The sequence below is a fragment of the Kribbella sp. NPDC104218 genome, assembly GCF_055584105.1.
The window spans coordinates 1,320,137-1,346,250 of the sequence record NZ_JBVJMQ010000003.1 but is presented as its reverse complement, the minus strand read 5'-3'; the positions used below and the strand labels follow the sequence as shown (position 1 = coordinate 1,346,250).

Annotated in this window: 33 protein-coding genes; 24 read left to right on the top strand and 9 right to left on the bottom strand. The window is 70.6% G+C overall.

From position 1 onward, the window contains the following. Positions 1–18: 18 nt before the first annotated feature. A complete protein-coding gene (locus ACZ6ZD_RS30980) occupies positions 19–687 on the bottom strand; it encodes an FMN-dependent NADH-azoreductase (protein WP_465677450.1) in 669 nt (222 codons plus the stop codon). Positions 688–812: 125 nt separating this feature from the next. Here ACZ6ZD_RS30980 and ACZ6ZD_RS30975 point away from each other — a divergent pair, with 125 nt between their 5' ends. Further along, on the top strand, positions 813–1,364 hold the full coding sequence (locus ACZ6ZD_RS30975) for a MarR family winged helix-turn-helix transcriptional regulator (RefSeq protein ID WP_465677449.1): 552 nt from the start codon (positions 813–815) through the stop codon (positions 1,362–1,364). Here the strand turns inward: ACZ6ZD_RS30975 and ACZ6ZD_RS30970 are convergent, their stop codons facing one another. Further along, positions 1,365–2,021, bottom strand: a complete 657-nt coding sequence (locus ACZ6ZD_RS30970; RefSeq protein WP_465677448.1) for a response regulator transcription factor — start codon at positions 2,019–2,021, stop codon at positions 1,365–1,367. Further along, positions 2,018–3,301, bottom strand: coding sequence for a sensor histidine kinase (locus ACZ6ZD_RS30965; RefSeq protein WP_465677447.1), 1,284 nt, complete (start codon positions 3,299–3,301; stop codon positions 2,018–2,020). Before ACZ6ZD_RS30965 ends, ACZ6ZD_RS30970 begins: the two co-directional genes overlap by 4 nt. Positions 3,302–3,654: 353 nt before the next feature. Here ACZ6ZD_RS30965 and ACZ6ZD_RS30960 point away from each other — a divergent pair, with 353 nt between their 5' ends. From ACZ6ZD_RS30960 to ACZ6ZD_RS30900, 13 genes are all read left to right on the top strand, one after another. Further along, the gene (locus tag ACZ6ZD_RS30960; RefSeq protein ID WP_465677446.1) at positions 3,655–4,671 is read left to right on the top strand and encodes an ABC transporter substrate-binding protein; all 1,017 of its coding nucleotides are present in this window, start codon (positions 3,655–3,657) and stop codon (positions 4,669–4,671) included. A gap of 12 nt (positions 4,672–4,683) precedes the next feature. Further along, positions 4,684–5,493, top strand: a complete 810-nt coding sequence (locus ACZ6ZD_RS30955; protein WP_465677445.1) for an ABC transporter ATP-binding protein — start codon at positions 4,684–4,686, stop codon at positions 5,491–5,493. Further along, positions 5,490–6,272, top strand: coding sequence for an ABC transporter permease (locus ACZ6ZD_RS30950; RefSeq protein ID WP_465677444.1), 783 nt, complete (start codon positions 5,490–5,492; stop codon positions 6,270–6,272). The genes ACZ6ZD_RS30955 and ACZ6ZD_RS30950 overlap by 4 nt, the downstream gene beginning before the upstream one ends. After that, on the top strand, positions 6,269–7,357 hold the full coding sequence (locus ACZ6ZD_RS30945) for an Ldh family oxidoreductase (RefSeq protein WP_465677443.1): 1,089 nt from the start codon (positions 6,269–6,271) through the stop codon (positions 7,355–7,357). Before ACZ6ZD_RS30950 ends, ACZ6ZD_RS30945 begins: the two co-directional genes overlap by 4 nt. Then, positions 7,357–7,752: a RidA family protein gene (locus ACZ6ZD_RS30940; protein ID WP_465677442.1), complete on the top strand. Its 396-nt coding sequence runs from the start codon at positions 7,357–7,359 to the stop codon at positions 7,750–7,752. Before ACZ6ZD_RS30945 ends, ACZ6ZD_RS30940 begins: the two co-directional genes overlap by 1 nt. Positions 7,753–7,792: 40 nt before the next feature. Further along, positions 7,793–8,629 carry a fumarylacetoacetate hydrolase family protein gene (locus ACZ6ZD_RS30935; protein ID WP_465677441.1) on the top strand — a complete coding sequence of 279 codons (837 nt, stop codon included), beginning with the start codon at positions 7,793–7,795 and terminating at the stop codon, positions 8,627–8,629. After that, positions 8,626–9,345, top strand: a complete 720-nt coding sequence (locus ACZ6ZD_RS30930) for a GntR family transcriptional regulator (protein WP_465677440.1) — start codon at positions 8,626–8,628, stop codon at positions 9,343–9,345. The genes ACZ6ZD_RS30935 and ACZ6ZD_RS30930 overlap by 4 nt, the downstream gene beginning before the upstream one ends. Beyond that, positions 9,342–10,061, top strand: coding sequence for an SDR family NAD(P)-dependent oxidoreductase (locus ACZ6ZD_RS30925; RefSeq protein ID WP_465677439.1), 720 nt, complete (start codon positions 9,342–9,344; stop codon positions 10,059–10,061). Before ACZ6ZD_RS30930 ends, ACZ6ZD_RS30925 begins: the two co-directional genes overlap by 4 nt. Continuing rightward, a complete protein-coding gene (locus ACZ6ZD_RS30920) occupies positions 10,058–11,629 on the top strand; it encodes an FAD-dependent monooxygenase (RefSeq protein ID WP_465677438.1) in 1,572 nt (523 codons plus the stop codon). Before ACZ6ZD_RS30925 ends, ACZ6ZD_RS30920 begins: the two co-directional genes overlap by 4 nt. Next, complete coding sequence (locus ACZ6ZD_RS30915; RefSeq protein ID WP_465677437.1) at positions 11,626–12,018, top strand: cupin domain-containing protein; 393 nt, start codon at positions 11,626–11,628, stop codon at positions 12,016–12,018. Before ACZ6ZD_RS30920 ends, ACZ6ZD_RS30915 begins: the two co-directional genes overlap by 4 nt. A gap of 1 nt (position 12,019) precedes the next feature. Next, on the top strand, positions 12,020–12,919 hold the full coding sequence (locus tag ACZ6ZD_RS30910) for an amidohydrolase family protein (RefSeq protein WP_465677436.1): 900 nt from the start codon (positions 12,020–12,022) through the stop codon (positions 12,917–12,919). 63 nt (positions 12,920–12,982) lie between these two features. Further along, positions 12,983–13,930, top strand: a complete 948-nt coding sequence (locus ACZ6ZD_RS30905; RefSeq protein ID WP_465677435.1) for a zinc-binding alcohol dehydrogenase family protein — start codon at positions 12,983–12,985, stop codon at positions 13,928–13,930. A 107-nt stretch (positions 13,931–14,037) separates the two neighbouring features. Next, the gene (locus ACZ6ZD_RS30900; protein ID WP_171678906.1) at positions 14,038–14,727 is read left to right on the top strand and encodes a GntR family transcriptional regulator; all 690 of its coding nucleotides are present in this window, start codon (positions 14,038–14,040) and stop codon (positions 14,725–14,727) included. 19 nt (positions 14,728–14,746) lie between these two features. On the opposite strand, the gene ACZ6ZD_RS30895 is transcribed toward ACZ6ZD_RS30900, so the two are convergent. Genes ACZ6ZD_RS30895 through ACZ6ZD_RS30885 form a run of 3 tightly spaced genes read right to left on the bottom strand, consistent with a single transcriptional unit; the run spans position 14,747 to position 16,130 of the window. Further along, positions 14,747–15,211: a PPOX class F420-dependent oxidoreductase gene (locus ACZ6ZD_RS30895; protein WP_465677434.1), complete on the bottom strand. Its 465-nt coding sequence runs from the start codon at positions 15,209–15,211 to the stop codon at positions 14,747–14,749. A 20-nt stretch (positions 15,212–15,231) separates the two neighbouring features. Continuing rightward, the gene (locus ACZ6ZD_RS30890) at positions 15,232–15,594 is read right to left on the bottom strand and encodes a hypothetical protein (protein WP_465677433.1); all 363 of its coding nucleotides are present in this window, start codon (positions 15,592–15,594) and stop codon (positions 15,232–15,234) included. Continuing rightward, positions 15,594–16,130, bottom strand: a complete 537-nt coding sequence (locus tag ACZ6ZD_RS30885; protein ID WP_465677432.1) for a hypothetical protein — start codon at positions 16,128–16,130, stop codon at positions 15,594–15,596. The genes ACZ6ZD_RS30890 and ACZ6ZD_RS30885 overlap by 1 nt, the downstream gene beginning before the upstream one ends. 75 nt (positions 16,131–16,205) lie before the next feature. On the opposite strand from ACZ6ZD_RS30885, the gene ACZ6ZD_RS30880 reads away from it, so the two are divergent. After that, positions 16,206–16,943 (top strand): serine/threonine-protein kinase, encoded by a 738-nt coding sequence (locus ACZ6ZD_RS30880; RefSeq protein WP_465677431.1) that lies wholly within the window; start codon positions 16,206–16,208, stop codon positions 16,941–16,943. Further along, on the top strand, positions 16,943–18,499 hold the full coding sequence (locus tag ACZ6ZD_RS30875) for a DNA polymerase Y family protein (protein ID WP_465677430.1): 1,557 nt from the start codon (positions 16,943–16,945) through the stop codon (positions 18,497–18,499). Before ACZ6ZD_RS30880 ends, ACZ6ZD_RS30875 begins: the two co-directional genes overlap by 1 nt. 53 nt (positions 18,500–18,552) lie before the next feature. On the opposite strand, the gene ACZ6ZD_RS30870 is transcribed toward ACZ6ZD_RS30875, so the two are convergent. Beyond that, on the bottom strand, positions 18,553–18,987 hold the full coding sequence (locus ACZ6ZD_RS30870) for a MarR family winged helix-turn-helix transcriptional regulator (protein WP_465677429.1): 435 nt from the start codon (positions 18,985–18,987) through the stop codon (positions 18,553–18,555). Between the two features lie 71 nt (positions 18,988–19,058). Here ACZ6ZD_RS30870 and ACZ6ZD_RS30865 point away from each other — a divergent pair, with 71 nt between their 5' ends. Then, positions 19,059–19,871 carry an SDR family NAD(P)-dependent oxidoreductase gene (locus ACZ6ZD_RS30865; protein WP_465677428.1) on the top strand — a complete coding sequence of 271 codons (813 nt, stop codon included), beginning with the start codon at positions 19,059–19,061 and terminating at the stop codon, positions 19,869–19,871. Here the strand turns inward: ACZ6ZD_RS30865 and ACZ6ZD_RS30860 are convergent. Next, positions 19,851–21,026, bottom strand: coding sequence for an RNA polymerase sigma factor (locus ACZ6ZD_RS30860; protein WP_465677427.1), 1,176 nt, complete (start codon positions 21,024–21,026; stop codon positions 19,851–19,853). The two genes, ACZ6ZD_RS30865 and ACZ6ZD_RS30860, sit on opposite strands and share 21 nt — an antisense overlap. After that, on the bottom strand, positions 21,023–21,391 hold the full coding sequence (locus ACZ6ZD_RS30855) for a YciI family protein (RefSeq protein WP_465677426.1): 369 nt from the start codon (positions 21,389–21,391) through the stop codon (positions 21,023–21,025). Before ACZ6ZD_RS30855 ends, ACZ6ZD_RS30860 begins: the two co-directional genes overlap by 4 nt. A gap of 197 nt (positions 21,392–21,588) precedes the next feature. Between ACZ6ZD_RS30855 and ACZ6ZD_RS30850 the strand changes: the two genes are divergently transcribed. From ACZ6ZD_RS30850 to ftsR, 7 genes are all read left to right on the top strand, one after another. Beyond that, positions 21,589–22,182 carry a CDP-alcohol phosphatidyltransferase family protein gene (locus tag ACZ6ZD_RS30850; protein WP_171678913.1) on the top strand — a complete coding sequence of 198 codons (594 nt, stop codon included), beginning with the start codon at positions 21,589–21,591 and terminating at the stop codon, positions 22,180–22,182. Positions 22,183–22,185: 3 nt separating this feature from the next. Beyond that, entirely contained in the window at positions 22,186–23,046 is an 861-nt protein-coding gene (locus ACZ6ZD_RS30845; RefSeq protein ID WP_465677425.1) for a DUF881 domain-containing protein, read from the top strand. Then, positions 23,043–23,375 carry a small basic family protein gene (locus ACZ6ZD_RS30840; protein WP_131352136.1) on the top strand — a complete coding sequence of 111 codons (333 nt, stop codon included), beginning with the start codon at positions 23,043–23,045 and terminating at the stop codon, positions 23,373–23,375. The genes ACZ6ZD_RS30845 and ACZ6ZD_RS30840 overlap by 4 nt, the downstream gene beginning before the upstream one ends. A 1-nt stretch (position 23,376) precedes the next feature. Then, positions 23,377–24,378 (top strand): DUF881 domain-containing protein, encoded by a 1,002-nt coding sequence (locus tag ACZ6ZD_RS30835; protein WP_465677424.1) that lies wholly within the window; start codon positions 23,377–23,379, stop codon positions 24,376–24,378. A gap of 33 nt (positions 24,379–24,411) precedes the next feature. Further along, positions 24,412–24,795 carry a glycine cleavage system protein GcvH gene (gene gcvH / locus ACZ6ZD_RS30830; RefSeq protein WP_465677423.1) on the top strand — a complete coding sequence of 128 codons (384 nt, stop codon included), beginning with the start codon at positions 24,412–24,414 and terminating at the stop codon, positions 24,793–24,795. A gap of 121 nt (positions 24,796–24,916) precedes the next feature. Beyond that, entirely contained in the window at positions 24,917–25,447 is a 531-nt protein-coding gene (locus ACZ6ZD_RS30825) for an FHA domain-containing protein (protein ID WP_465677422.1), read from the top strand. Beyond that, complete coding sequence (gene ftsR, locus ACZ6ZD_RS30820) at positions 25,434–26,093, top strand: transcriptional regulator FtsR (protein ID WP_465677421.1); 660 nt, start codon at positions 25,434–25,436, stop codon at positions 26,091–26,093. The genes ACZ6ZD_RS30825 and ftsR overlap by 14 nt, the downstream gene beginning before the upstream one ends. Positions 26,094–26,114: the final 21 nt, after the last annotated feature.

Here is a 26,114-nt window from a genome sequence, read left to right as displayed (position 1 = left end):
CGCGTCGAGGGCCGGTGGTCAGGCGGCCTTGCCGACCAGCTCCTTGGCGACCACGATCGCGTGCTCCTCGGCGGCGGTCAGCGCCTCGGTCTCGGAGACCTTGGACAGGTCGATCAGCTGTTCCATCCCCGGCGTGACCGGGGCCAGGGTGAGCTCGGCGGCCGCGATCCGGACCTTCATCCCGAAGACGTCGCCGAAGATGCGCTCCAGGTAGCCGGTCGCGTGGTCCCAGCCGTGTTTCGGCGTCCCGGGCTGGTAGCCGCCGCCGCGGGCCAGGGTGAGGATGACGGGGCGGCCCTCCAGCGGGTTCGGTCCGCGCAGGTATGCCGGGTCGAGCAGCAGCAGGTCGATCCACGCCTTCACGTGCTGGGCGATGCCGTAGTTGTAGAGCGGGACGGCGAGCAGGACGGCGTCGGCGCTCTTCAGCTCCGCGGTCAGCTCGGCGGCCAGCGCCTGGGCCTCGGTCAGCAGGTCCTGCTCGGCGGCCGTGGCCGGCTGCTCGCCGACCTGGGCCTTGGCGAGGGCGGGCCAGGCGGTGGCAGGCAGCGGGTTGCGACCGAGGTCGCGGCGAACCACCACGCCGTTCGGGTGCTCGGCCCGCCAAGCGGCCTCGGCGCTGTCCGCGAGGGCGCGGCTCACCGATCCGTTCAGCCGGACGCTGGCGTCGACACGGAGCAAGGTCGTCATGTTCGTTCTCTCCCAATGAGGCTTAGGTGGCAGCTCAGACGAGCTGCACTCAAGATAGTCTGTAGAACAGAACATATTCAAGTCAGATCGTATTCCGTGGCGAACGGACCCCGTAGACTGGTCACGTGACGAGTACTTCGGCGGATCTCGAGGCTCAGCGGGCCCGTGGCGTCTCGCCGCGGGTGGCCAGCGGCGCCCCGGTGGAGTCCGACCTGGGGTGGGCGCTCGGCGTGGTCTTCCGGCGGTACGCGAAGGCGTCGGGGGAGGCGCTGGCCGATGTGCCGGGCGGCCCGCGCGGCTACCAGGTGCTCGCCACGACGAACTCCGAAGGCCCGAAGCGCCAGCTCGACCTGGCCGCTCAGCTCGGCGTCGACCGCACCGTCATGACGTACCTGCTCGACGACCTCGAGAAGGCCGGATTGGTCCAGCGCCAGCCGGATCCGGCCGACCGCCGGGCGCGGCTGATCGTCCCGACCCAGCAGGGCCGGGAGACGCTCTGTGATCTGGAGCGCCGGCTGTCCGCCACCGAGGACGAGGTGCTCGGCAGCCTGGACGACGGCGAGCGGGAGAGCTTCCGCCGGTTGCTGCAGCGCGTCGCGCTCAAGGCCGACGCGGTCGACCCGCTGCACGACGCGTGTGTGCTGGCCGACGAGCGCGTCGACCCCGCGACGACCTGATCAGTGCAGCGGCACGAATCCTGACTCGTAGGCCTTGATGACGGCCTGCGTGCGGTCGCGGGCCCCGAGTTTGGCCAGCACGTTGGCGACGTGGGTCTTGACCGTCTGCAGCCCGAGGATGAGCTCGGCCGCGATCTCGGCGTTCGACAGGCCGCGCGCCATCAGCCGCAACACCTCCTGCTCGCGCTCGGTCAGCTGGTAGGCGTCGAGACCACCTGGCTTGGCGGGCTGCGCGCCGGCGTGGGCCAGCGCGAGCGCCCGGATCGCCTCCGGGAACAGCAGCGACTCGCTCCCGGCGACCGTGCGGATGGCGGCGATGATGTCGTCCGGCGGCGTCCGCTTCAGCAGGAAGCCGGAGGCGCCCGCCCGGAGCGCGTCGTACACGTAGTCGTCGTTCTCGAAGGTGGTCACGACCAAGACGCGCGGCGCCGGGTCGAGACTGTCGAGCAGCAGGCGGGTCGCCTGGATGCCGTCGACCGCGGGCATCCGGACGTCCATCAGGACGACGTCCGGGCCGGTCCGCCGGACGACGGGCAGCACCTCGGCGCCGTCACCCGCCTCGCCGACGACCTCGAGATCGGGCTCGGCGTTGATGATCGCGCGTAGACCACTGCGGATCAGCGGCTCGTCATCGACCACGACCACGGACAGCGTCATGCCACTCCTTCGGTGTTCCGGCTCTTCGTCGTCACGGCGACCGGCAGTGTCACGGCGAGCTCCCAGCCCGCTTCGGCGCGGCCGGCTGCGACGGTGCCCTGCAGTACGGCGACTCTTTCACGGATGCCGGCCAGACCGCGGCCGCCGCCGGGATGTTCCGACGAGCCGCTGACCGGGTTGGTCACGGTCAGCCGGAGCCCGGAGTGGTCCAGTCGGATCGCCAGCTCGACGCGGAGCTCGTCGGGAGCGCGGCCCGAGTGCCGGATCGCGTTGGTGAGGCCCTCCTGGACGATCCGGTAGGCCTCCCGCGAGACGGCGGCCGGCAGCCGGTCGAGCTCGCCGTGCCGCTCGACGGTGATGGTGATCCCGCCGGCCCGGCTGGCCTCGACGAGCCGGTCCAGCTCCTCGAGGGTGGCCTGTGGCGCGGTTCCCGAGCCTGGACGGCGGTCGTCGCGGAGCAGGCCGAGGACGTGGTCCAGGTCGGCCAGCGCGGCCCGGGCCGAGGTCTCGATCGCGTCGAGAGCCGTCGCGGCGAACTCCGGATCGCTGGCCAGGACCCGGCGCGCGGCGGCCGCCTGGATCGTGACCAGGCTGAGCGCGTGCCCGACGCTGTCGTGCAGCTCGCGGGCCAATCGGTTGCGCTCGGCAAGTGTCGCGGTCCGGCGTTCGAGCAGCTCGAGGCGCTCACTGGGCGACGGACCGAGGATGCGCGGCGCCAGCCGGGCGAGCAGCGCGCCGACCCCGGCCGAGATCATGAACAGCGCCGCGAGCGCGGCCAGCACGACGAGCGGCATCCAGACGTCGGCCCAGCCGCCGGTGACGACGTACTCGACGCCGGGAACGATCTCGTGCCGGCCGGTGGCGCGGAAAGGGGCCGCGAGCAACACCGGCCCGGCGCCGAACACGACCGTGCTGAGGATGCCGACCAGACCACCCGCGATCAGGTGCAGCGCGAACCAGAACGCCGTCCGGCGGCGCTGCGCCCAGCTCCGGGCAGGGCCCAGCGGGCGCTCCTCGAAGACGACGCCGAGCAGCGACGAGACCGCGATGCCCTCGACCTCGCGGACCGCGGGCAGCAGGCCGAGGACGAGCGGCGGACCGGTCACCAGCAGCAGCACCGCCACCGGGCCGATGACGGCCGGCATCCGCAGCTCGGTCGCGAGTGAGCCGAGCGCGCCGCCGACCATCAGGAACGCCAGCACCAGCGCCGCGCCGATCAGCAGATAGACCCAGCGCAGGTACGTCGACGCCCGGCCCAGGGACGCGAAGACGTTCAGCACCCCCTCATGGTGTCAAACGCCGGGGGTCCGGACCTCCCTCGCCGGAGGGAACCCTGTCCGGGAAGGTGCTCGGAGTCACAAGAAGTTGAGGGTTTACGCAAATTTGACCAGCGCCGCCGCGATCCGGCCCTCGGTGGCGTCGCGATCCGTCGTCGGTGCGGGTACGGTCTGTGGTCGGGGCGGGAGGCCGGTCCGGTACGGGCAGGTCTAGGGGAACGGCTCCAGGACGGGTGGCACCGGCAGGACCTGTGGGAACGCGCAGTGCAGGTAAAGTCACTGTGAAGTCCCCGCCTGCCGATTGACCACCCTTCCATATTTGATGTTTGATCAAATATCGGATGAGAGAGGTCGATATGAGGTTGAGGCGTTCCGCCGTCGCGCTGACGGCGGTCCTGGGGCTCGCCCTGGTCAGCGCGTGCGGTGGCAGCGGTGATGAGAAGGGCTCCGACCCGGGCTTGCAGAAGGTCAGTTACCTGACCTCCTTCGGCCAGTTCGGTCGGGAGGCCTACGCGTACGTCGCGCTGGAGAAGGGGTACTTCAAGGACGCCGGGTTCGACGTCACGATCACCAAGGGCAACGGCACCGTCGAGGTGATGAAGCAGGTCGCCGGCGGCCAGGCCGACTACGGGATCGGCGACTTCACCGCGATCGCGATCACCCTGGGTAAGCAGAAGCTGCCGGTGACGACGGTCGGGATGATCCAGCAGCGGTCGATGGCCGCGATCGTCTCGCTGGAGGGCTACAACATCTCCAAGCCCGAGGATCTGCTCGACAAGAGCGTCGGCGACCAGCCGGGTTCCACCAACCAGGTGATGTTCCCGGTCTACGCCAAGGCCGTCGGTATCGACGAGAAGCGGGTCACCTTCATCCCGTCGCCGCCGCAGAACCTGCCGGCGGTGCTGTCGACCAAGAAGGTGGACGCGATCGGCCAGTTCGTGGTCGGCGTCCCGCTGGTCGAGAAGGCCGACGAGAAGGGCCGCAAGGCGGTCGTGCTGCCGTACGGCGACAAGCTGCCGCAGCTCTACGGCAACGCGATCCTGACCCGGTCCGACGTGGCCAAGGAGCACCCGGACCAGGTGAAGAAGTTCACCGCCGCGCTGCTCAAGGGGCTGCAGGACACCGTCGCCGACCCGGCCGGTGCGGCCGAGACGCTGAAGAAGTACGTGCCGACGACCGATGTCACGGTCGCCACCAAGGAGCTCGAGCTGATGAAGAAGTACGTTCAGCCGGCTCCTGCCGACACGATCGGCGCCGTCGACGAGGAGCGGGTGCAGAAGGTGCTCGACACGCTGGTGGAGGCCGACACGGTCGCCGCGGGCAGCCTCAAGCCGGCTGACGTCGTCACCGTCGACCTGGCCCCGAAGGGCTGAGGCCGGTACCTGATGATCCGGCTGGACGGCGTAGGGCAGGTCTTCGACGGACGCGAGGGCCGGATCACGGCCCTGGAGAAGATCGACCTGCACGTCCACGCCGGTGAGTTCGTCACGCTGATCGGCCGGTCCGGGTGTGGCAAGTCCACCCTGCTCCGGCTGATCGCGGGGCTGTTGCCGCCGACGTCCGGCACGGTCGAGGTGGCGGGGGAGCCCGTCACCGGGCCGCGCGCCGACGTCTCGTTCATGTTCCAGCGGCCGGCCCTGCTGCCCTGGCGCTCGGTGCTGTCGAACGTGCTGCTGCCGGTCGAGCTCGACCGGCAGGCCGCCGCCCGTGACAAGACGACGTACCGGGAGCTGGCGCACACCCTGCTGGAGATGGTCGGGCTGCAAGGGTTCGAACGGCGGCTGCCGCACGAGCTGTCCGGCGGGATGCAGCAGCGGGTGTCGTTGTGCCGCTCGCTGATCCGCAGCCCGCAGGTGATGCTGATGGACGAGCCGTTCTCCGCGCTCGACGCGCTCACCCGGACCGAGCTGTCCGAGGAGCTGCAGCGGATCAAGATGGAGCTGTCGACCACGATCGTGTTCGTCACGCACTCGATCGAGGAGGCCGTGGTGCTGGCCGACCGGGCCGTCGTCCTGACGCCGCGGCCGGGCCGGCTGCGCGAGATCGTCGAGATCGACATCCCGCGGCCGCGCACGCTCGGCCCGAACGCGTACCTGGAGGACGTCGCCCGGATCAGCGGCCGGTTGCACGGGCTGCTGGCCGAGAAGACCGCGCCGGACGCCGCGCGCCCGACCGACGAGGTGCGGGCGCGATGACGGCGAAACGGTCCTGGGTCGCGCATTCGCCGGCGGCCGCGGTCGTCCTGCCGGTGCTCGGCCTGCTCGGGGCGATCGGCCTGTGGTGGCTGGCCGTGGTGGCGTTCTCGATCCCGGAGTACCTGCTGCCGACCCCGAAGGACGTGACGCTGACCTTCCTGGAGCAGCCGGCCTACCTGCTGGAGCAGCTGTGGGTCTCGTTCCTGGAGACGGTCGAGGGTTTCCTGCTGTCGATCGTGGTCGGCGTCCCGATCGCGTTGCTGATCGTCCGGTCGGTGCTGCTGGAGCGGCTGGTCTACCCGCTGCTGCTGATGCTGAACTCGATCCCGAAGATCGCGGTCGCGCCGCTGCTGGTGATCTGGTTCGGGTTCGGGCAGGGGCCGAAGGTCTTCATGGTGCTGCTGGTCTGCTTCTTCCCGGTCGTCATCTCGACCGCGCAGGGGATGAAGTCGACGCCGGCCGAGCTGGTCGAATTGATGCGCTCGCTGAACGCCAGCCGGACGCAGGAGTTCTTCAAGCTGCGGCTGCGGTTCGCGCTGCCGCAGATCTTCACCGGGCTGAAGGTCGCGATCTCGCTGGCCGTGATCGGCTCGGTGATCGCCGAGTTCGTCGGCGCCACCGAGGGGCTGGGATACGTGATCACGCAGTCCGGGGCGAGTGCCGACACGTCGCTGGCCTTCGCCGGCATCACCCTGCTCAGCCTGATGAGCATTGTCTTGTTCTACGGGCTGGTCTGGCTGGAGCACGTGCTGGTGCCGTGGGCCGAGGAGAACCGATGACCGCCCAGGCGTCGGACGCTGACCGGCGCGTCCTGGTCCGGCCGGCCTGGCTGGAGGCGACCGTCTCGGCCGTCTTCAGCGCCGTCGGCTTCGACCCGGACGACGCCGCCCGGATCGCTGTCGCGCTGGTCGAGGCGGACCTGCGCGGCGTCAGCTCGCACGGCGTCATGCTCGTCCCGATGTACGTCGACCGCCTGAACGCCGGCGGCGTGACGCGCGAGCGCGAGCTCGACGTGATCTCGGACGCCGGCGCCGCGCTGGTCGTCGACGCTCGCGGCGGGATGGGCCAGCTGTCCAGCCCGCAGGCGATGGGACATGCGATCGAGCGCGCCGGCCGGTACGGCATCGGCCTCGTCTCGGTCCGCAACGCGCACCACTTCGGCGCGGCCAGCCGGTGGGCCATGCAAGCGGCGCTGGCCGGGTGTATCGGTATCGCAATGTCGAACACCACGCCGTTGATGCCGGCCCCCGGTGGGGCCGAACGGCTGGTCGGCAACAACCCGCTGGCGATCGCGGTGCCGACCACGGCCGGTGCGGAGATCGTGCTGGACATGGCGTTGTCGGCCGTTGCCCTGGGCAAGATCCGGCTCGCGGCCTCGGCCGGGCGGCCGATCCCGGACACCTGGGCGACCGACGCGTCCGGCACGCCGACCACGGACGCCGAGGAGGCCGTGCTCGGCATGCTGCTGCCGGCCGCCGGGCACAAGGGATTCGGGCTGGCGCTGATGATCGACGTCCTGACCGGGGTGCTGAGCGGTGGCGGCTGGGGCGACCAGGTCCGCCCGCTCTACCGGGAGCCGGACCGGCCGAACGACTGCGCCCATCTGTTCCTCGCGATCGACCCGGAGCTGCTCGGCGGCGCGGAGAGCTTCCGCCGCCGGTCCTCCGGTCTGGCGGCGCGCGTCCGCGGCAGCGCGACCGCTCCGGGCGTCGACCGGCTCTATTTGCCGGGGGAGATCGAGGCCGAACGCGCGGCCCAGCAACGACGCAACGGCGTCCTGATCGAGAGGTCGGGGCTGGACGGTCTGCTGGCCGCGGCGCGCGCGGTCGGCGCCGTCGTCCCGACCGGAGGAATGGTGAACTGATGCCGAAGGAGCAGGTGTCGACGGCCGAGCTGCACAGCCCGAACGGCGTGTTCTCGCAGGCGACCACGATCGAGGCGACCGGGCGGCTGGTGTTCGTCTCCGGGATGACCGCGCGCCGTCCGGACGGCAGCATCGCGGGCGTCGGCGACATCACCGAGCAGACCCGGCAGGTCTGCGCGAACGTCGCGGCCGCGGTCGAGGCCGCCGGCGGCACGCTCGCGGATGTCTGCCGGGTCGACGTGTACGTGCGCAACATGGAGGACTTCGCGAAGATCCACGCGGTCCGGGCGCAGTTCTTCACGGCGCCGTTACCGGCCTCGACGATGGTCGAGGTCAGCAAACTCGCCCATCCCGACTACCTGATCGAGATCAACGCGATCGCCGTGATCGCCTGACCCTGGGGGCACCGGATGCGTGGCGTCGAGTGGACCTGAGATGCGGTACGTGATGGTTGAGCACGCCGGCCGGGAGCGACCCGGCGTGCTCGACGGAGAGTCGATCCAGTTGCTGGCGGCAACGGATCTGACCGAGGCGATCGTCGCCGGGAGTTCGCTGACCGGCGAGCGGATCCCTTATCGGGAAGAGCTGTTGCGGGCGCCGCTGCGGCGGTTCCGGCGTGACATCCTCTGCACCGGGTGGAACTACTGGGACCACTTCGAGGAGAGCAAGGGCAAACGCGAGGGGCAGGACGTCGATCCGCCCGAGCACCCGACCTTCTTCACCAAGGGGCCGGACGTCGTGATCGGTCCGTACGACGACATCGCCTGGGATCCGGCGCTGTCGGCCAAGTGGGACTACGAGGCCGAGGTGGCGCTGGTGATCGGCCGGACCGGGAAGAACATCCCGGTGGCCGAGGCGCTGGACCATGTCTGGGGCTACACGCTGGCCAACGACGTCTCGCAGCGCGACCTGCAGCGAGCGCACGGCGGGCAGTGGCTGAAGGGTAAGAGCATCGACGACACCATGCCGCTGGGGCCGTGGATCGTCACGGCCGACGAGCTGGGCGACCCGCAGGACATCCGGCTGCAGTGTCTGGTGAACGGCGAGCTCCGGCAGGACGCGTCGACGCGGCAGATGGCGTTCGACGTCGCGACGCTGATCAGTGAGCTGTCGTTCGGGATGACCCTGCGGCCAGGAGACCTGCTGCTGACCGGGACGCCGTCCGGTATCGGCAACGCCCGGGAGCCGCAGGTGTTCCTGCAGGACGGCGACGTCGTCGTCACGCGGTCCGACAAACTCGGCGAACTGCGGAATCGGGTGACGAAGGTATGAGTGGACCGTTGGAGCTGTTGCCTGGTGGCGGCCGGGGTGGGCGGCGGACGCTGGCTGAGCATGCGGCGGCTGAGCTGCACCAGCTGATCCTGTCGGGTGAGCTGCCGAGCGGTACGCCGCTGCGGCTCGTGGAGCTGGCGAATCGGCTCGAGATGAGCCAGATGCCGGTCCGGGAGGGGCTGCGCCGGCTGGAGGCGCTGGGGCTGGTCGAGATCATTCCGCACCGCGGCGCCTGGGTGCGTGACTTGTCGCTCGCGGATCTGCGGGACACCCATGAGACTCGGCTGGCGCTGGAGTCGCTGGCTGTTCGCGCTGCGGCGGAGCGGTTCACCGAGGCCGACGTGGAGAAGGCTGCGGGGGCGCTGTCCGACCACCTGCGGCTGTCGAAGGCGCAGGACCTGGCCGGTGCTCGGGACGCGCACGCCGACTTCCACTTCGCGATCTACCGGGCCAGCGGCTCGCAGTGGTTGCCGCGCGCAATCGAACCCGTGTGGCAGAACAGCGAGCGCTACCGGTTCGGCAGCCGGCAGACCGACGCGATGATCGAGCAGAACCGCAAGGAGCACCAGGCGATCCTCGATGCCTGCGCTGCGCGCGATGCGGCCGGTGCGGAGGCCGCTCTGCACGAGCATCTGGCCGGTGCGTTCCAGCGGATCACCGAGACGATGACGAGGCGAGCTGAGGGCGGTTCGTCGCAGCAGAAAGACGCGCCGTGAGAGTGCGCTTCGACGCGGCCGGTGAGGTCGTGATCGTCACCGGTGGTGCTCAGGGCATCGGTGCGGCGCTGGCTGCGGCTTTCGTGGCGGCTGGTGGGACGGCGGTCGTCTTCGACGTCGTACCGCCGTCCGATCCGTCCGTCGACTTCTACGCGGTCGACGTCGCGGACCGGGCTGCTGTGGTCGCGGCGGTTGCCGCAGTGGTCGAGAAGTACGGGCGGATCGACGGGCTGGTGGCCGGTGCGGCGGTGCAGCCGCGGTCGGCCGTCGTCGATCTGGATCCGGCGGTGTGGAGTCGCACGCTGCAGGTGAACCTGGACGGCGTGATGTGGGTGTGCCAGGCCGTCGTCCCGCAGCTGGTGGCGCAGCGGTCCGGTTCGGTGGTGGTGTTCACGTCGGGTCTGGCGACGACGGGCTTCGCGGGCGCTTCGGCGTACGCGGCCAGCAAGGCGGCGCTGGTCGCCTTCGCCAAGTCGCTGGCGGCCGAGGTGGCCGAGCACCGGGTGCGGGTGAACGTGGTCGCGCCAGGGGTTATCGACACCGACCAGTTCCGTACTGCGAACGCGGGTGCGGACGCCGAACACTGGCGCGAGACGATAGGGATCGGCGCGGCTGACGACGTGGTCGGCCCGCTGCTGTTCCTGCTGTCCGACGCGGCCACGATGACCGGTTCGATGCTGACCCGGGAGCGGGCCTTCCCGAGAGGTGACCTGTGACTGCTGACCAGCTCCCCGTCGTCGTCGTAGGCGCCGGACCGATCGGCCTCACCACGGCGCTCGGTCTCGCGCACTACGGCGTCCCGTTCGTCCTCATCGAGGAGGACGCGACGCTGTCGTCGGACACCAAGGCCGGGACGACGCTGAGTCGCACCCTGGAGATCTGGAACCGGTACGGCGTTGTCGACGACGTCCTCGCGGCCGCCGTCCGGATCGACGAGATCGGCGACATCGACCGGGCGACCAACACACCGCGGGCGTCGGTGCGGCTGGCCGAGCTGACCAACGACACGCAGTTCCCCTTCGTCATCAATCTGCCGCAGCAGCGGATGGAGCCGATCCTGGCCGCCGGGCTGGAGCGAGCCGGCCACACCGTGCGGACGCAGCACCGGCTGACGTCGTTCGAGATCCTCGACGACCGGGTAGTACTGCAGCTGGAGACGCCGGAGGGCCCGCAGACGCTGGAGGCGTCGCAGTTGCTCGCTTGTGACGGCGGCCGCAGCAGAGTGCGGGATGCGCTCGGTGTGCAGGTTGTCGGCGAGACGCTGCCCGAGCGGTACATGCTGATCGATGTCGCCGTCGACCTGGACGTCAACAACGCCCGCGACTACCCGTACCTCGCCTACTTCGCGGACCGGACCGAGTGGATGGTTCTGATCCGCCAGCCGGACAACTGGCGGTTCCTGTTCCCGCTGGCGCCGGGCGCCGATCAGCCAGGGGATGAGGACCTACTGGTCAAGGTGAAGCAGTTCATCGGCGAGGTGGACCGGATCGACCTGCTGGGCACCGTCATCTACAACGTGCACCACCGCGTCGCCGACGAGTGGACCCGCGACCGCAAGGTGTTCCTGATGGGCGATGCGGCGCATCTGATCACTCCGATGTGGGCGCTCGGTCTGAACACCGGTGCGCTGGACGCCTCCAACCTGCCGTGGCGACTGGCCTGGGTGCTGCGTGGCTGGGCCGACCCCGCGCTGCTGGACGGTTACGAGCAGGAGCAGCGGCCGGTGGCCGTCAACGGCTCGGGTGAGATGGCCGAAGCGGCCCGCAAGTACATGTCTCACCAGCGTGGCGCGGTGACTGCTGACACGAGTGACTGGGCGACGGCGTACACGCGAACGCTGCTCGGCGTACGGTTGGACGTCGAGGGTGTGGGGGACTGGTCCATGGTGGCCACGACCGCTGAGCCGCCCGCGGTGCGGGCAGGCGACCGTGCTCCGGACCTGTCGCTGCAGGGGCCGGAGGGGCGCGTCACGATCCACGACCTCTGCCGGGATTCGTTCGTCGCGCTGTACTTCACCGATGCCCGTCGTCGGCCGGACATCCCGCGCAACGAGTCGCCCGCCTTGCGGCACTACGCGATCTCCCGGTGGGACGCGCCGCACGATTCGGGGTTCCGGGACCGGGCCCTGTTCGACCCGGGCAGTGTCGCGACGAACCGGTACGGCGTACCGGCGGACAGCGTCGTCCTGCTCCGGCCGGACGGGCATGTGGCTGCGGTCGCGCCGATGCGCGCCGGAGTCGCGGAAGAGCTGTACACCCATGTCACTGGCCGGGAGGTTCCATGACCGGTTTCAACGAGCCGCTGCGGGAGCTGCTGCTGCAGACGGACGACCTGGAGTGGGTCGACAAGTCCCTGGCCGGGTTGTCGCACAAGATGTTGTGGCGCGACCCGGAGACGGAGGCGTCGATCGCGCTGGTCCGCTTCGAGAAGGGCGCCGGCATCCCGTCCGAGCACAAGCACGCGTCGAACCAGTTCATGTTCTGTCTGAGCGGGCGGTACGTGTATGTCCCGACCGGGGTCACGCTGACCAAGGGCAGCTTCTACTGGAACCCGAAAGGCTGTGTGCACGGGCCGACGCTGGCCGAGGAGGACTCCGTCCTGCTCGAGGTGTACGACGGGCCGCACTACCCGGAGCGGCCGTCGTTCTACGACAACGACGAGGACGCGCGCTGACATGCCCGGCTGGGACGTCCACACGCACCTGATTCCGCCGACCGTGCTGACGGCGGCGCATCGCGGTGAGTTCGGGCTGTCGGTCGACAACGGCTCGTTGGTGATCGACGGGCACCGGCTGCCGCTCAAACGGCTGGCTGACCCCGCTGCGCTGCTGCAGTGGATCGCCGACCAAGGGCTGGACGGCGCAGTCGTTTCTGTACCGCCTGCGCTGTTCCGGTACGACGCCGGCGTCGAATGGGCCGAGCTGGTCAACCAAGGGCTTCGTGAGCTGGCGACCCCGCAGCTGCGCGTGCTGGGACAGCTGCCGCTGCTGGATCCGGCCGCGCCTTCCGTCGCGGCCGCACTGGCTCGTGAGGGCGTTTTCAGCGGCTTCGCGCTCGGCACGCCGAGCTACTCGGGTCTGGATCCGGTCTGGCAGGTGCTGCACGAGCTGGAGGCATTCACCCTTATTCACCCCGAACACAGTGACGACAAGCGGCTCGGGTCGTTCTACTTGTCGAACCTGTTGGGCAATCCGTACGAGACCGGTCGGGCCGCGGCCGAGCTGGTCTTCGCGGATGTGCCGGGGCGGTTCCCGGGGATTCGGTTCTGTTTGTGTCATGGGGGCGGGGTGACGGCAGCGGTGGCTGGGCGCTGGCAGCGTGGGGTGGACACGTCCCGGCCGGGGATCGGTCCGCTGTCGCAGTCCGTCCGTGCGGCCGTGCGGAGCTTCTACGTCGACGATCTCGTGCACGACGACGGCGTCCGGGATCTGCTTGATGGGACGTTCGGCGCGGAGCACGTGCTCGCTGGGAGCGACTGGCCGTTCCCGATGGGCAGTGACGCGGTGGCGGCCGACCGCGCGCTCACCGCCGGGGAGCTGACCGTCCCACTCGCCAAGGAGGTCACCGCCCGGTGAGACGGCGGTGTTTGTGTGGGCAAGATGTGATCAGATATCAAATGTGCGGAACGGGGTGGAGACATGAGGTCACAGGAGGGGACCGTGCTGCGACGGCACGGGCCTGGGCCGGAGCTGGCGGCTGAGGCGATCGAGCTGACCGCCGGTCCGGGGGAGACGCTGGTCGAGATGCGGCTGGGCGCCGTGACCGCGCAGGACCGGACGGTGCTGGGCGGCAGGCAGCCTGCCGCGCCGTTCGTCCCGGGCTCCGAGGGGTACGGCGTCGTCGTCAGCTCATCCGTGGCCGAAGCCGGTGCCGGTGTGGTGATTCGCGGTGAGGGCGTCGGTGTGACGCGGGCCGGGCTCTGGGGCCGGTACGCCGTCGTCCCGGATGCTGCTGTGCACGTCGTACCGGAGTCGATGGAGCCGGCGACCGCGCTGGCGTTGCTGACGCCGGCCATGACCGCGCATGCCGCCGTCCGGCGAGTTGGTGAGGTGCGGGCCGGGCAAACGGTCGTGGTCACCGGCATCACCGGGCTGGTCGCGCGGCTGTGCGCAATCGCGGCCCGGGCGGCCGGTGCGGCGAAGGTGGTCGGCCTGGCCGGAATATCGGAGTCCGTGGATCATGTGGCCGGGCTGGTCGATCAGATCGTCCGAGTCGATGAGCTGGGGCAGGTAGGGCGTGAGCTGCCCTGGTGCGACGTTGCGATCGACACGCTGGGCGGGCCGGTGACCAGTGGGGTGCTTGGCCACATCACACCGGGCGGGCGGCTCGTCGTACTGGGTTATAAGGCCGGTGAGTTCACGACGCTCGACCTGCATCAGCTGATCGGTCGCGACTTGCGAGTGCTGCCGGTCAACGTCCAGCGGACGACGCCTGCGCCTGGCGACGTCGGTCAGGCCTTGGCCGATATCGCACCGGCCGGGCTGCGGCCGGAGGTCGAGCTGTTGCCGGCCGGGCGGGTGCAGGAGGCGCTGGAGCAGTCGGCGTCCAGTACACGGTTCCTGCTCGATCTGACAGCCCTTGGCTGAACTTTCCGCTGAGCAATCTGTTGGCGGAGGCCCGCAACCGGCCCGCCCTGCCGTACGGTTACCTCCCAAGCAGTAAGCGTTGCGTGGAGAGAGGCAGCCCGCATCTGATGACCCGACGACTCGAGCTCACTCCTGGGGGACCGACCGGACGTCGTACTCTCGCGGAGGAGGCCGCCGCCGAGCTGCACGAGCTCATCCTGTCCGGTGAGCTGCCCAGTGGGACGGCGCTGCGGCTCGAGGAGCTCGCCAAACGACTCGACATGAGCCAGATGCCGATCCGCGAAGGGCTGCGGCGGATGGCCGCGCTGGGCCTCGTCGAGATCGTGCCGCACAAGGGCGCGTGGGTGCGCGAGCTGTCTGTGGAGGACCTGCGCGACACCCACCAGACGCGGCTGGCGCTGGAGTCGCTGGCCGTGCGCGCCGCGGCCACGCGGTTCACCGAAGCCGACGCGAACGCCGCCCGGACGGCGCTGGCCGAGCATGTCCGGTTGTCCAAGCTGGGCGACAACATCGCCTCCCGGCAGGCGCACACCGAGTTCCACTTCGCGATCTACCGCGCCGGCGGCTCCCGCTGGCTGCCGCGCGCGATCGAACCCGTCTGGCAGAACAGCGAGCGCTACCGGTTCGGCTCCCGCCGGACCAAGGCCCGCATCGAGCAGACCCGCCGTGAGCACCAGGCCATCCTCGACGCCTGCGTCGCCCACGACGAAGCCGGCGCCGAGCTGGCCCTGCGCGATCACCTCGAAGGCGCGATGAAGCGCATCACCGAGACGATGGAACGCCGTACCGCCCGCTGACGATTTCGGGCAGTGCTGGTCAGTCCGCCAGGTGGGCCGGGAAGCCGCCGGTGGCCAGCGGGCTCCAGCGCGTCGGGGTGACGCGGATCAGGCACTTGCCCTGTTTGTGCATGGCCTCGCGGTACTCGTCCCAGTCCGGGTGCTCGCCGGAGATGGACCGGTAGTAGTCGACGAGCGGCTCGACCGCGTCCGGCAGCTGGATGACCTCGCCCTGACCGTCGACCTGGACCCAGGCGCCGTCCCACTCGTCGGACAGCACGACGACACTGGTCTGCGGGTTCCGCTCGACGTTCGTGCTCTTCGCACGCCCCGGGTACGACGAGATGACGATGCGGCCCTCCGCGTCGACACCACCCGACACCGGCGACGCCTGCGGCGTACCGTCCGCCCGCGTGGTGATCAGCAGCATGTGGTGCCGCGGCCGGATGAACTCCAGCAGTCCTTCGAGGTCGACCTTGGTGTTGGTGGCAATAGTCCTCGGCATACCTCCACCCTATGCGCGGCTCAGAGAACCGGAGTCTCCTGGACACTCAGCCACTGCCCGTCCGACGCCAGTACGGCGGTCGTCCACCGAGCCGACTCCGGCGAATGCCGCTCCAGGAACCTGCAGACAGTCGCCTCCGGCGCACTGACCAGCACCTCGAACTGCTCGATCCCGATCTTCAGCCCGGGCACCGCGTTGTACGCGCCGCTCAGCGACCGCATCAGCTCCTCGAGGCCAAGCCTGACCCCGTCGATCGTGATCAGCGTGAACTCCGGGTGGTGCGCGGCCCAGAAGGCCTGCAACGCCTCCTGCCCCGCCCGTCCCCCCAGCCAGTCAGCCAGCCGCTCATGATGCGACAAGACGGCGTCGTACGTGGTGGTCATCAGATGTCTCCGTAGATCGGGTGTGGGTCGACGAGGCGGTCGAGCTCGTGGTCGCTGAGCTTGTTGATCCGGGCTTTGGCCGCCTGGGCCTGAGGAGTGGTCGGGAGCTTGCCGGCGAGCAGCTCGGGCAGGATGAGCTCGTAGCCGGCGCGGGCGCGTGGTGTGTAGCGGTCCCGCGTGCGGGCGACGGCGGAGGCGACCCGGATGGCGTGCTCGTTGCCGCGGGGGACGTTCGGCCGGTCGGTCTCCTGGGCGGCGAAGCGGAAGCCGTTCGCCAGGTCGCAGGGCGCGCAGCCGGTGGGGCCGGCGCCGAGGCCCTGACCGCACTCGGCGCAGGTGAGCTCCTTGAGCGCGCCGTCCACGGTTCGCCAGCCGAACTCGGAGGTGTCCTGCCCGACGATCTGGGCCAGCTCACGGGCTTGCGACGTACCGGGCTCCGCGCCGGCGTCGGCGCAGAAGGCGCGCCAGGCCTCGTCGATGCTGTCCTCGACCTGCCGGAGAGCCGCGCGGAAGCGGGGGTGGTCGACGCGGAGCATGGTCGGACCTTAGTCGTTCGGGGGGTTGCGGGCGGTCGGATTGACACAGTCGAACAGGTGTTCGAACATGGGATCATGACGGGGATCACGGCGCTGGACGAGGCTCGGGCCTTCCTGGCCCGGGCGAAGTCGCAGGGTGCTGCGGAGCCCGCGGCGCGGTGGGCCAGCCCGCGGGCGACCGAGGCGCGGCTGCAGCAGGCGCTGGACACGGCGACGGTCGAGCGGGGGCTGCCGACGTCCCCGCTGGTGACCGGCCTGCTCGGCGGCGCCGCGTTGCGGGCCGGCGCGGTGTACTCCGTGTGCGGCTCGACTGCCTTGGTGATGGCGCTGATGGCCGGCCCGTCCGCCGAGGGCGCCTGGTGCGGGGTCGTCGGCGTCCCGACCTTCGGCGCGGAGGCGGCGCGCGACCTCGGCGTCGACCTCGAGCGCCTGGTCCTGATCCCCGACCCGGGCCCCGAGTGGCTCAGCGTCGTGGCCGCCCTCGTCGACGCCCTCACCGTCGTTGTGGTCCGCCCGCCCGGCGAAGTGACCCCCGGCGAAGCCTCCCGCCTGGCCGCCCGCCTCCGCACTCGCGGCGCCGTCCTCATCTCCACCGCCCCCTGGCCCGGCAGCGAAGCCCGCCTGGAGCTCACCTCCAGCACCTGGACCGGCCTCGGTGAAGGCGAAGGCCTCCTCACCACCCGCCAAGCCACAGTCCTCGTCACCACCCGCCGCACCACCACCCCCCACCCCCGCCAAATCCACCTGACCCCTCACCACCAACCCACCCCCCACCCCAGCACTCCCACCTGGCAAACCGAAGCAACCGCCTGATGCGGACGATGGTGGTTTGGGTGCCGGACTGGCCGGTGGTGGCGGCTGGGGGTGTGGGGGCGGTGGCGGTGCTGGAGAAGGGGAAGGTGCTGGCTACTTCGGCGGCGGCTCGGCGGGAGGGGGTGCGGCGGGGGCAGCGGGCTCGGGAGGCGCAGGCGCGGTGTCCGGAGCTGGTGGTGCTGAAGTACGACCAGCAGGTGGATGCGCGGGCGTTCGAGCCGGTGGTGGAGTGTTTGGAGGCGTTGACGCCGGGGGTGCAGGTGATCCGGCCAGGGATGTGCGCGGTGCAGGCGCGCGGGCCGGCGCGGTTCTACGGGAGCGAGCCGGCGGCCGCGGCGAAGCTGTTGGACCGGTTGGAGACGTACGACGTACCGGGCGGGCGGGTCGGGATCGCCGACGGGCCGTTCGCGGCGGAGCAGGCGGCGCGCGGCAGTTCGGAGCAGACGCGGGTGCTGGTGGTGCCGCCGGGGGAGTCGGCGGAGTTCCTGGCGCCGCTGAGCGTCGACGTCCTCGAGCAGCCCGCGCTTACCGGTCTGTTGCGGCGGCTCGGGCTGCGGTCGCTGGGCGCGTTCGCGCAGTTGCCCGTGGCCGACGTCCGGGCGCGGTTCGGGCCGGACGGCGCTTTCGTGCACCGGCTCGCCCGCGGGGTGGACGACCGGCCGGTGGTGGCGCGGGAGGTGCCGCCGGAGCTCGCCCGGGTCATCGACTTCGAGCCGCCGGTGGATCGGGTCGACCAGGTGGCGTTCGCCGTCCGGTCGATGGCCGACGAGCTGGTCGATCGGCTGACCGAGCTCGGCGGGGTCTGTACGACGTTGCGGGTCGAGATCGGGACGGAGTCCGGGCGGATCCATGAGCGGGAGTGGCTGCACCCGCGCTGGTTCACCGCGGCGGATGTGGTCGACCGGGTGCGTTGGCAGCTTCAGGGCAGCGGTACGGCGACCAGCGGGCTGACCGCACCGGTGACCCGGGTCCGGCTCGTCCCCGAGCAGGTCGACCCGATCGGCGCCCAGGCGGACGGGCTGTGGGGCGGCGGTCCCGACGAGCGGATCCACCGGGCGCTGTCGCGGGTGCAGAGCATGCTCGGGCACGGCGCGGTCGTGTCGGTGGTGATCGGCGGCGGGCGCGGGTTCGGCGAGCGGCAGACGCTGGTCCCGTGGGGCGACCGCCCGGCGCCGGTCCGCTCACCCGACGAACCCTGGCCCGGCGCGCTCGCCGGCTCCGCCCGCTGGCCCACCCTCGCACCCACCACGATCTTCCCCGACCCGCTCCCCGCCGAGGTCTTCGACGCCGCCGGCGCCAAGGTCGAGGTCACCGCCCGCGGGGACCTCTCCGCCGCCCCCGCCGCCTTCCGCCTCGCCCCCGGCCCCCGAGTTGCCGACAGCAACAAACTCCACCCGATCACCGCCTGGGCCGGCCCCTGGCCCTGCGACGAACGCTGGTGGGACCCCGACACCGCCACCCGCCAGGCCCGCTTCCAGTTCACCACCCCCGACACCCGCGCCTGGCTCTTCACCCTCCACCAAACCACCTGGCGCCTCCAAGCCACCTATGACTGAGGCGCGGGCAGCCAGATGCGTGTGCGGTGGTTGAGGAACCGTTCGGCGCGGTCTTACTGCGTCGTGGGCGTGGCGAGGGCGGATTCGAGGGTGGTCAGGGCGGTGTGGAGGGCGGTGAGTTGGGTGCGGGGGAGGGTGCCGAAGAGGTGTTGGAGGGCTGCTTCGCCGGTGGTGCGGGCGGTGCTGAGGGCGGTGCGGCCGGCCGGGGTGAGGGTGACGAGGTTGGAGCGGGCGTCGGTGGGGCTGGGGTGGCGGCGGACGAGGTTGTCGCGTTGGAGCGTTTCGAGGGCTTGGGTGACGGAGCGCGGGGCCTGCGCGAGGTCTTCGGCGAGGCGGGCCTGGTTGACCGGTTCGAGCCGGTCGATGGCTTGGAGGAGTTTGAGGCGGGCGAGCGAGACGCCGTCGGCGGCGAGCTGGTCGTCGACCGCCCGGCGGAGGTGGTGGGCCAGTTGGAGGTACTGCAATCCGACCTGGGTCGCGTCGACCATGAACCGATCCAATCGTGAGGTGCCTCAGCAAATGATAATTTAGTGAGGTACCTCAGGGAAAGGAGAAGGCTGTGCATGTGGTGATCACCGGGGCCACGCAGGGGTTGGGGCGGTTGGCCGCCGGGGAGTTGGTACGCCGAGGAGCGGAGCTGACGATCGTGGGGCGCAGTCGCGCGAAGGTCGACGAGCTGCGGCAGGAGCTCGACCGGCCGATCGGCTTCTGCCCGGCCGAGTTGTCGAATCTGGGGGACGTCCGCCGGGCCGGCGAGACGATTGCCGCCGGCCGCCCGGTCGACGTCCTGATCAACAACGCGGGTGTTCACGCGTTCTCGCAGCGGATCACCGACGAGGGCTTCAGCGAGATGGTCGCGGTCAACTACCTGGCGCCGTGGCTGCTGACCAGTCTGTTGAGCCCGACGACGCGGGTGGTGACGGTCGCGTCGCAGGCCTCGCGGCACTCCGGCCGGCTCGACCCGGTGTCCGACCTCCGGCGTACCGACGACTACACGCGCCGCGGCTCCAGCGCCTGGTACGGGTGGACCAAACTGCTGGACATCATGTTCAGCCAGGAGTTGGCCCGCCGCTTGCCCGGCGTCAGCGTGAACTGCTGCGACCCCGGGTTCAACACCACCGGCCTCGGCCGGGAGCTGCCCTTCGCCGGCGCCCTCCAGCGCCTCCTCACCGCGGCCAAGATCGGCGACCCGCGCCGCGGCGCCGCGATCATCACGGCCCTGGCGACCGATCCGGCGTACGACGGCGTCACCGGCGGCTACTTCGACCGCACCGGCCGGCCGCTCACCTGCCCCGAGCCCGGCCGCTCCGAGGACACCCAGCGCGCCCTCTGGGCCGAGACCGCGGCGATGTTACAGAGCGTCGGCGCGTGACTGGAGGTAGTGCTGCTCCGGAGTGCTCGCCGTTTGGCGGGCGGCCAGGGCGTAGGTGGTTCGGGCGGCGGGGAGGTCGCCGGCGAGTTCGAGGAGGTGGGCGCGGACGGCGTTGATGCGGTAGTGCTCGAAGGGCAGGCCTTCCAGTTGGGCCATGGCCCGGGTTGCCCCGTGGACCATCGCGACCGCGACGATCCGGTTCAGGGTCACCATCGGGCCGGGGGCGGTGGTTTCGAGGAGTTCGTAGAGCATCAGGATCTCGCGCCAGTCGGTGTCCTCAGCCGCGCGAGCGGCCGCATGGACGGCGGCGATCGCAGCCTGCAGTTGGTACTGCCCGATGGGCGCGGCCTGCAGTGTGGCGGTGATCAGCTTGGTGCCCTCGGCAATGGCCTCGGCGTCCCAGCGGGAGCGGTCCTGCTCGGGGAGCGGGATCAGGTGGCCCTCGGCCGTGGCCCGGGCCGGACGGCGGGCATCGGTCAGGAGCATCAACGCGAGCAGTCCCGCGACCTCACCCTCGGCAGGTAGCTGACCGTGCAGCTGCCGGGTCAGCCGGATCGCCTCCGCGCTCAGCTCGACCCGGTGCAGCGCATCACCCGATGAGGCGGTGTAGCCCTCGTTGAAGATCAGATAGAGCACGTGCAGTACTGCCGCCAGCCGCGCCGGTAGCTCATCGGCAGGCGGCATGGTGAACGACGCACCGGGCAGCTTCGCCTTCGCCCGGCTGATCCGCTGTCCGATGGTTGCCTCCGGCACCAGAAACGCCCGCGCGATCTCACCGGTCGTCAGCCCGCCCACCGCGCGCAGCGTGAGCGCGACCTGCGACTGCGCGGTCAGCGCCGGATGGCAGCACAGCATCAGCAGTGTCAGCGAGTCGTCGACTGCGGAGACCTCAGGCGCCGGTTCGAGCCCGACACTCTCCTCCCGGCGCTGCCGAGCCGCCGCACTCCGCAGTACTTCGATCCGCCGCCGCGACGCGACTGTGATCAGCCAGCTCCGTGGGTTGTCCGGTACGCCGTCCGTCGGCCACTGCTGCGACGCAGCAAGCAGCGCCTCCTGGACGGCGTCCTCGCACGCGTCGAAATCGCCGTACCGGCGCGTCAGCGCACTCAACACCCGCGGCGTCTCCGCACGCAGCACCTCCTCCAGGGCACTCACATGTACGCCGACAAGTCGCGCACCGGCCGTACCTCGACCAGGCTGAACGGCGCCTCCGGAATCAGCGCGACGATCTCCACCGCCCGTTCCATCGACTCACAGTCGAGCAGGTAGAACCCGGCCAATTGCTCCTTCACCTCCGCGAACGGGCCGTCCGTCGTCAGCGGCCGCCCGTCCCGCACCAGCACCTGCTTGGTCGTGCCGGGGTCGTCCAGCGACTCCGACGCGAGCAGTTCGTCCCGTTCGGCCAGGGCCTCGTGCAACCGGGCATACCCGGCCATGCCCTCCTGTTTCTGCTCGTCCGACAGCGCGTCCCACACCGCCCGCGACTCCGGATTGCCGTAGATCAGCACCAGGAACTTCACACTCCACCTCCGGATTCCAGCATCACCCTTGGATATCGATCGGGTCACCGGTTCATAGCATGCGTAGCGGCTCAGACTGAGAAGCGTTCAGGTATCAGGGGAAAGTCGGGGCATGCCCCTAGCGTGGCCGGGCATGGCCCGGACCGAAGGCCCAAGTACAGTTACCACCGGTGTCAGGGTGAGAGAGGAGGGGGCGCGTGCCGGACTTGGAAGTGTCCGACCGGGTGGTCACGATCCCGAACGCGCTCAGCTTCCTCCGGTTGCTGGGTGTGCCGCTGTTCCTGTGGCTGGTTCTCGGGCCGCAGGAGGACGGCTGGGCGTTGCTGGTGCTGGCGATCTCCGGGTTCACGGACTGGGCCGACGGGCAGATCGCCCGCCGGATGAACCAGACGACGCGGCTCGGCCAGATGCTCGACCCGGTCGCCGACCGGCTGTACATCTTCGCGACCGTGCTCGGGCTGGCGCTGCGCGACATCATCCCGTGGTGGCTGGCGATCGCGCTGCCGCTGCGTGACCTGCTGCTCACGTTCACGCTGCCGGCGCTGCACCGCCGCGGCTTCAACGCGCTCCCGGTGCACTTCCTCGGCAAGTCCGCGACCTTCTGTCTGCTGTACGCGTTCCCGCTGCTCCTGCTCGGGGACGGCGACAGCACGCTGAACCTGCTGGCCCGCGTGTTCGGCTGGGCGTTCGCGATCTGGGGCACCGCGCTGTACTACTGGGCCGGCGCGCTGTACTTCGCGCAGCTGCGGCACCTGATCCAGACGGTGAAACCGCTCAAGGATCCCGGGTAGCCCGTGACCGCATCGCCTCCACCGGCTCCGCCCGCACCGCCGCCGAAGCAACAGCCGCGGCGCGTCGACGCCTCGATGTCGCTGCTCAACAACCTGATGGCGCACCCGATCGACGAGGGGTACGCCGCCGCCGCGCGGACCCGCCCGAACCAGGACGGCAAGCGCGTCCGGCCGCGGCACCGGGTGCTGCTCGGCGCCGCGGCGATCGTGCTCGGCTTCCTGCTCGCGGTCGCCGCCTCGCAGAACTTCGCCGGCGCGCCCGAGGCCGAGAAACAGCGCCGGGAGCTGATCACCCGGATCAACCAGGCCGACAACCGCCTGGACGGGATGCGCACCCGGCAGACCCAGCTGGCCGATGAGGTCCGCCGGCTGCAGGCCGGTGGGCTGGCCAACACCAGCCAGGGTGCGGCGCTGCAGCAGAAACTCGACGACCTGGAGCTGCGGACCGGCGCGATCGCCGTCACCGGGCCGGGGGTCAAGGTGGTCGTCGACGACGCCAAGGACGCCGGCAAAGAGGGCCGGCTGCTCGACGTCGACATCCAGCAGCTCGTCAACGGGCTCTGGACGGCGGGCGCCGAGGCGATCTCGGTGAACGGTCACCGGCTCACCTCGATGACCGCGATCCGCGGCGCGGGCAGCGCGATCACGGTCGGCTACAGCTCGCTGACGCCGCCGTACACCGTGCTCGCGATCGGCGACTCGGCGACCCTGCCGGCCCGGTTCGCGCAGAGCTCGGGCGGCCAGTGGGTGCAGTACCTGGTCAGCAACTTCGATGTCCGGATGACGACCACGACGGAGGACTCCTTGCTGGTGCCGGCCGATGCCACCATCGCGCTGCGATACGCGAAGGTGGGTAAGAGATGATCGCCGTCCTCGGACTCGTCATCGGTGTGGTGATCGGCCTGCTGGTCGCCCCCGACGTCCCCGAGTGGGCCCAGCCGTACCTGCCGATCGCGGTGGTCGCCGCGCTGGACGCCGTCTTCGGCGCGCTGCGCGCGTTCCTGGACGGGATCTTCGACGACAAGGTGTTCGTCGTCTCGTTCGTGTCCAACGTCCTGATCGCCGCCCTGATCGTCTACCTCGGCGACCAGCTCGGCGTCGGGTCCCAGCTGTCGACCGGCGTCGTCGTCGTCCTCGGCATCCGGATCTTCACCAACATGGCCGCCATCCGCCGGCACATCTTCAGGGCCTGACATGACCGACAAACCCGACAAACCCGAGACCCCGGACGACGACCCCACCGTCGTCGCCAGCTGGTGGGCCGACGAGCCGGCCAAACCCGGCGCCCCGGACGAGACCCGCCCGGACGAGCCTGGCGCGGAGCAGCCGGCCGCCCGGGCGAAGGGCGAGCACGCGAAGCCGCCGCGGTACGAGGCGCCGGCCGCCGGCAAGCCCGAGGAGCCCGCCGAGCAGCCGCATCCGCCCGCGCCGACGCCGATGCCGGCGGTGAAGAAGGCCCGGACGCCGAACCAGGCACTGAACCGGCTCAAGGCGGGGTTCAAACCGTCGCGCGGGCAGGCGATCGTGGCGGTGGTGCTGGCGCTGGTGGCGTGTGTCGCGGTGGTCCAGGTCCGGGTGACCCGGGCGGACGACGGGTACCAGAACGCCCGCCGTGAGGATCTGATCGCGATCCTGGACGGCCTCGGGCAGAACACCCGCCGGCTGGAGAGCGAGATCACCGAGCTCGAGGAGCGGAAGAACTCGCTGTCCTCGAGCGCCGACAAGGCCGAGACCGCGCGCGCCCAGGCCGAGGCCCAGGTGCGCACACTCGGCATCCTGGCCGGGACGCTGCCGGCCGTCGGCCCCGGCGTCCGGATCACGCTGAACGATCCCGAGGGCAAGATGACGTCGAGCAACCTGCTGGACGCCATCGAGGAGCTGCGCGACGCCGGCGCGGAGGCCATCCAGATCAACGGCTCGGCCCGGGTGGTGGCCAGTACCGACTTCGTCGACGACGCCCCCGGGATCCGCGTCGACGGCCAGAAGCTCAACTCGCCGTACGTCATCGAGGCGATCGGCGAGTCGCACAACCTGGCCGAGGCGGCCAACTTCCCCGGCGGCCTGGTCAGCGAGGTGACCGGTCCGCAGGTCGGGGGGACCGCCGAGGTGACCGAGCAGACCAGTGTCTCGATCACCGCCTTGCACCCGCTGGAAGAGCATCGCTACGCTCGCCCGGCGCCCAGCCCGACCAAGTAACTTCGCGCGAGACTTTCCAGAAAGAGGACGAAGGTGTACCCCGAAGACCTGAAGTACACGGCCGAGCACGAGTGGGTGAAGGCCGACGGCGAGGCCCCCGTGCGGATCGGTATCACCGACTTCGCGCAGGACGCGCTCGGCGACATCGTGTACGTCCAGCTGCCCGAGGTGGGCAGCGCGGTGCGGGCCGGCGACGCCTGCGGCGAGCTCGAGTCGACCAAGAGCGTCAGCGATCTGTTCGCCCCCGTCAACGGCACCGTGACCGCGGTGAACGAGGCCCTGGCCGACCAGCCGGACCTGGTCAACACCGACCCGTACGGCGAGGGCTGGCTGCTCGACATCCAGGTCGACGACGCCGCCGAGGTCGAGGCCCTGATGGACGCCGAGACCTACCAGGGCCAGCTCGACCCGAGCTGATCACCGGCTGATAGGTTTACCGGACCTCAACCGCTGATCGAGGGTTGGGGTCCGGGTCCACACTGTTATCACGGGGTCTACGCAATCAACGTCGCCTAACGGCGATCGGGAGGATCACAGCATGCCGTTCTGCAACCAGTGCGGGCACGAGAACTCCGAGGGCAGCCGCTTCTGCTCGCAGTGCGGAGCGATGCTCCCTGGCGCGGACCGACCCGCCGCCGCGACGCCGGCCCCCGGCGTCACCGACACCGCGATGCTGACGCCGATCTCGGTCGAGCCCGAGACCGAGCGCTTCGATCAGGGTGAGCCGCTGTCGGCCGACGACCAGGCCGCCGTCGGCGCGCTGCCGGCCGGGTCCGCCCTGCTGATCGTCCAGCGCGGCCCGAACGCGGGCAGCCGCTTCCTGCTGGACGTCGACGTCGTCACCGCCGGCCGGCACCCGGACAGCGACATCTTCCTGGACGACGTCACCGTCTCGCGCCGGCACGCGGAGTTCCGCCGCGACGCCTACGGCGTCAAGGTCCGCGACGTCGGCAGCCTGAACGGCACCTACGTGAACCGGGACCGGATCGACGAGGTCCAGCTGACCAACGGCGACGAGGTGCAGATCGGCAAGTACCGGCTGGTCTACTACGCCAGTGGCCAGGCCTGAGCTCTCGATCGGCGAGGTGCTGGCGGTCCTGCAGGCCGAGTTCTCCGGCATCACGATCTCCAAGCTCCGCTTCCTCGAGGCCGAAGGGCTGGTGAGCCCGGCGCGGACCGCGTCGGGCTACCGCAAGTTCAGCCCGGACGACGTCGAGCGGCTGCGCTACGTGCTGACCGCGCAACGCGACCAGTACCTGCCGCTGAAGGTCATCAAGGAGCACCTCGGCGCGATCGACCGCGGCTTGCGACCGGCGGCCGGCGGACCGCCGGTCGCGCCCAGGACGCCGGCCACCGGTCCGGCCGCTGACGATTTCGGTGCCACCGGCATCGAGTTGCGGCTGACCCGGGCCGAGCTGCGGGCCGCCGCCGGCGTCTCGGCCGAGCTGCTCGACCAGCTGGAGAGCCACGGGCTGGTGGTGGCCGACGGCAAGCACTACGGCGGTGACGCGATCGTGGTCGCCCAGGCCGCGGCCGAGCTGGCGACGTACGGGATCGAGCCGCGCCACCTGCGCCCCTTCCGGACGGCGGCCGACCGCGAGGCCGGCCTGATCGAGCAGGTCACCGGCCCCCGCCGCACCGAGCAGACCGAACACCTCGCCGCCCTGACCGTTCGGTTGCACACAGCACTCGTCCGGTCCAGGCTGCCGCGGTGAACGACGCGGAGTAGGGTGGGG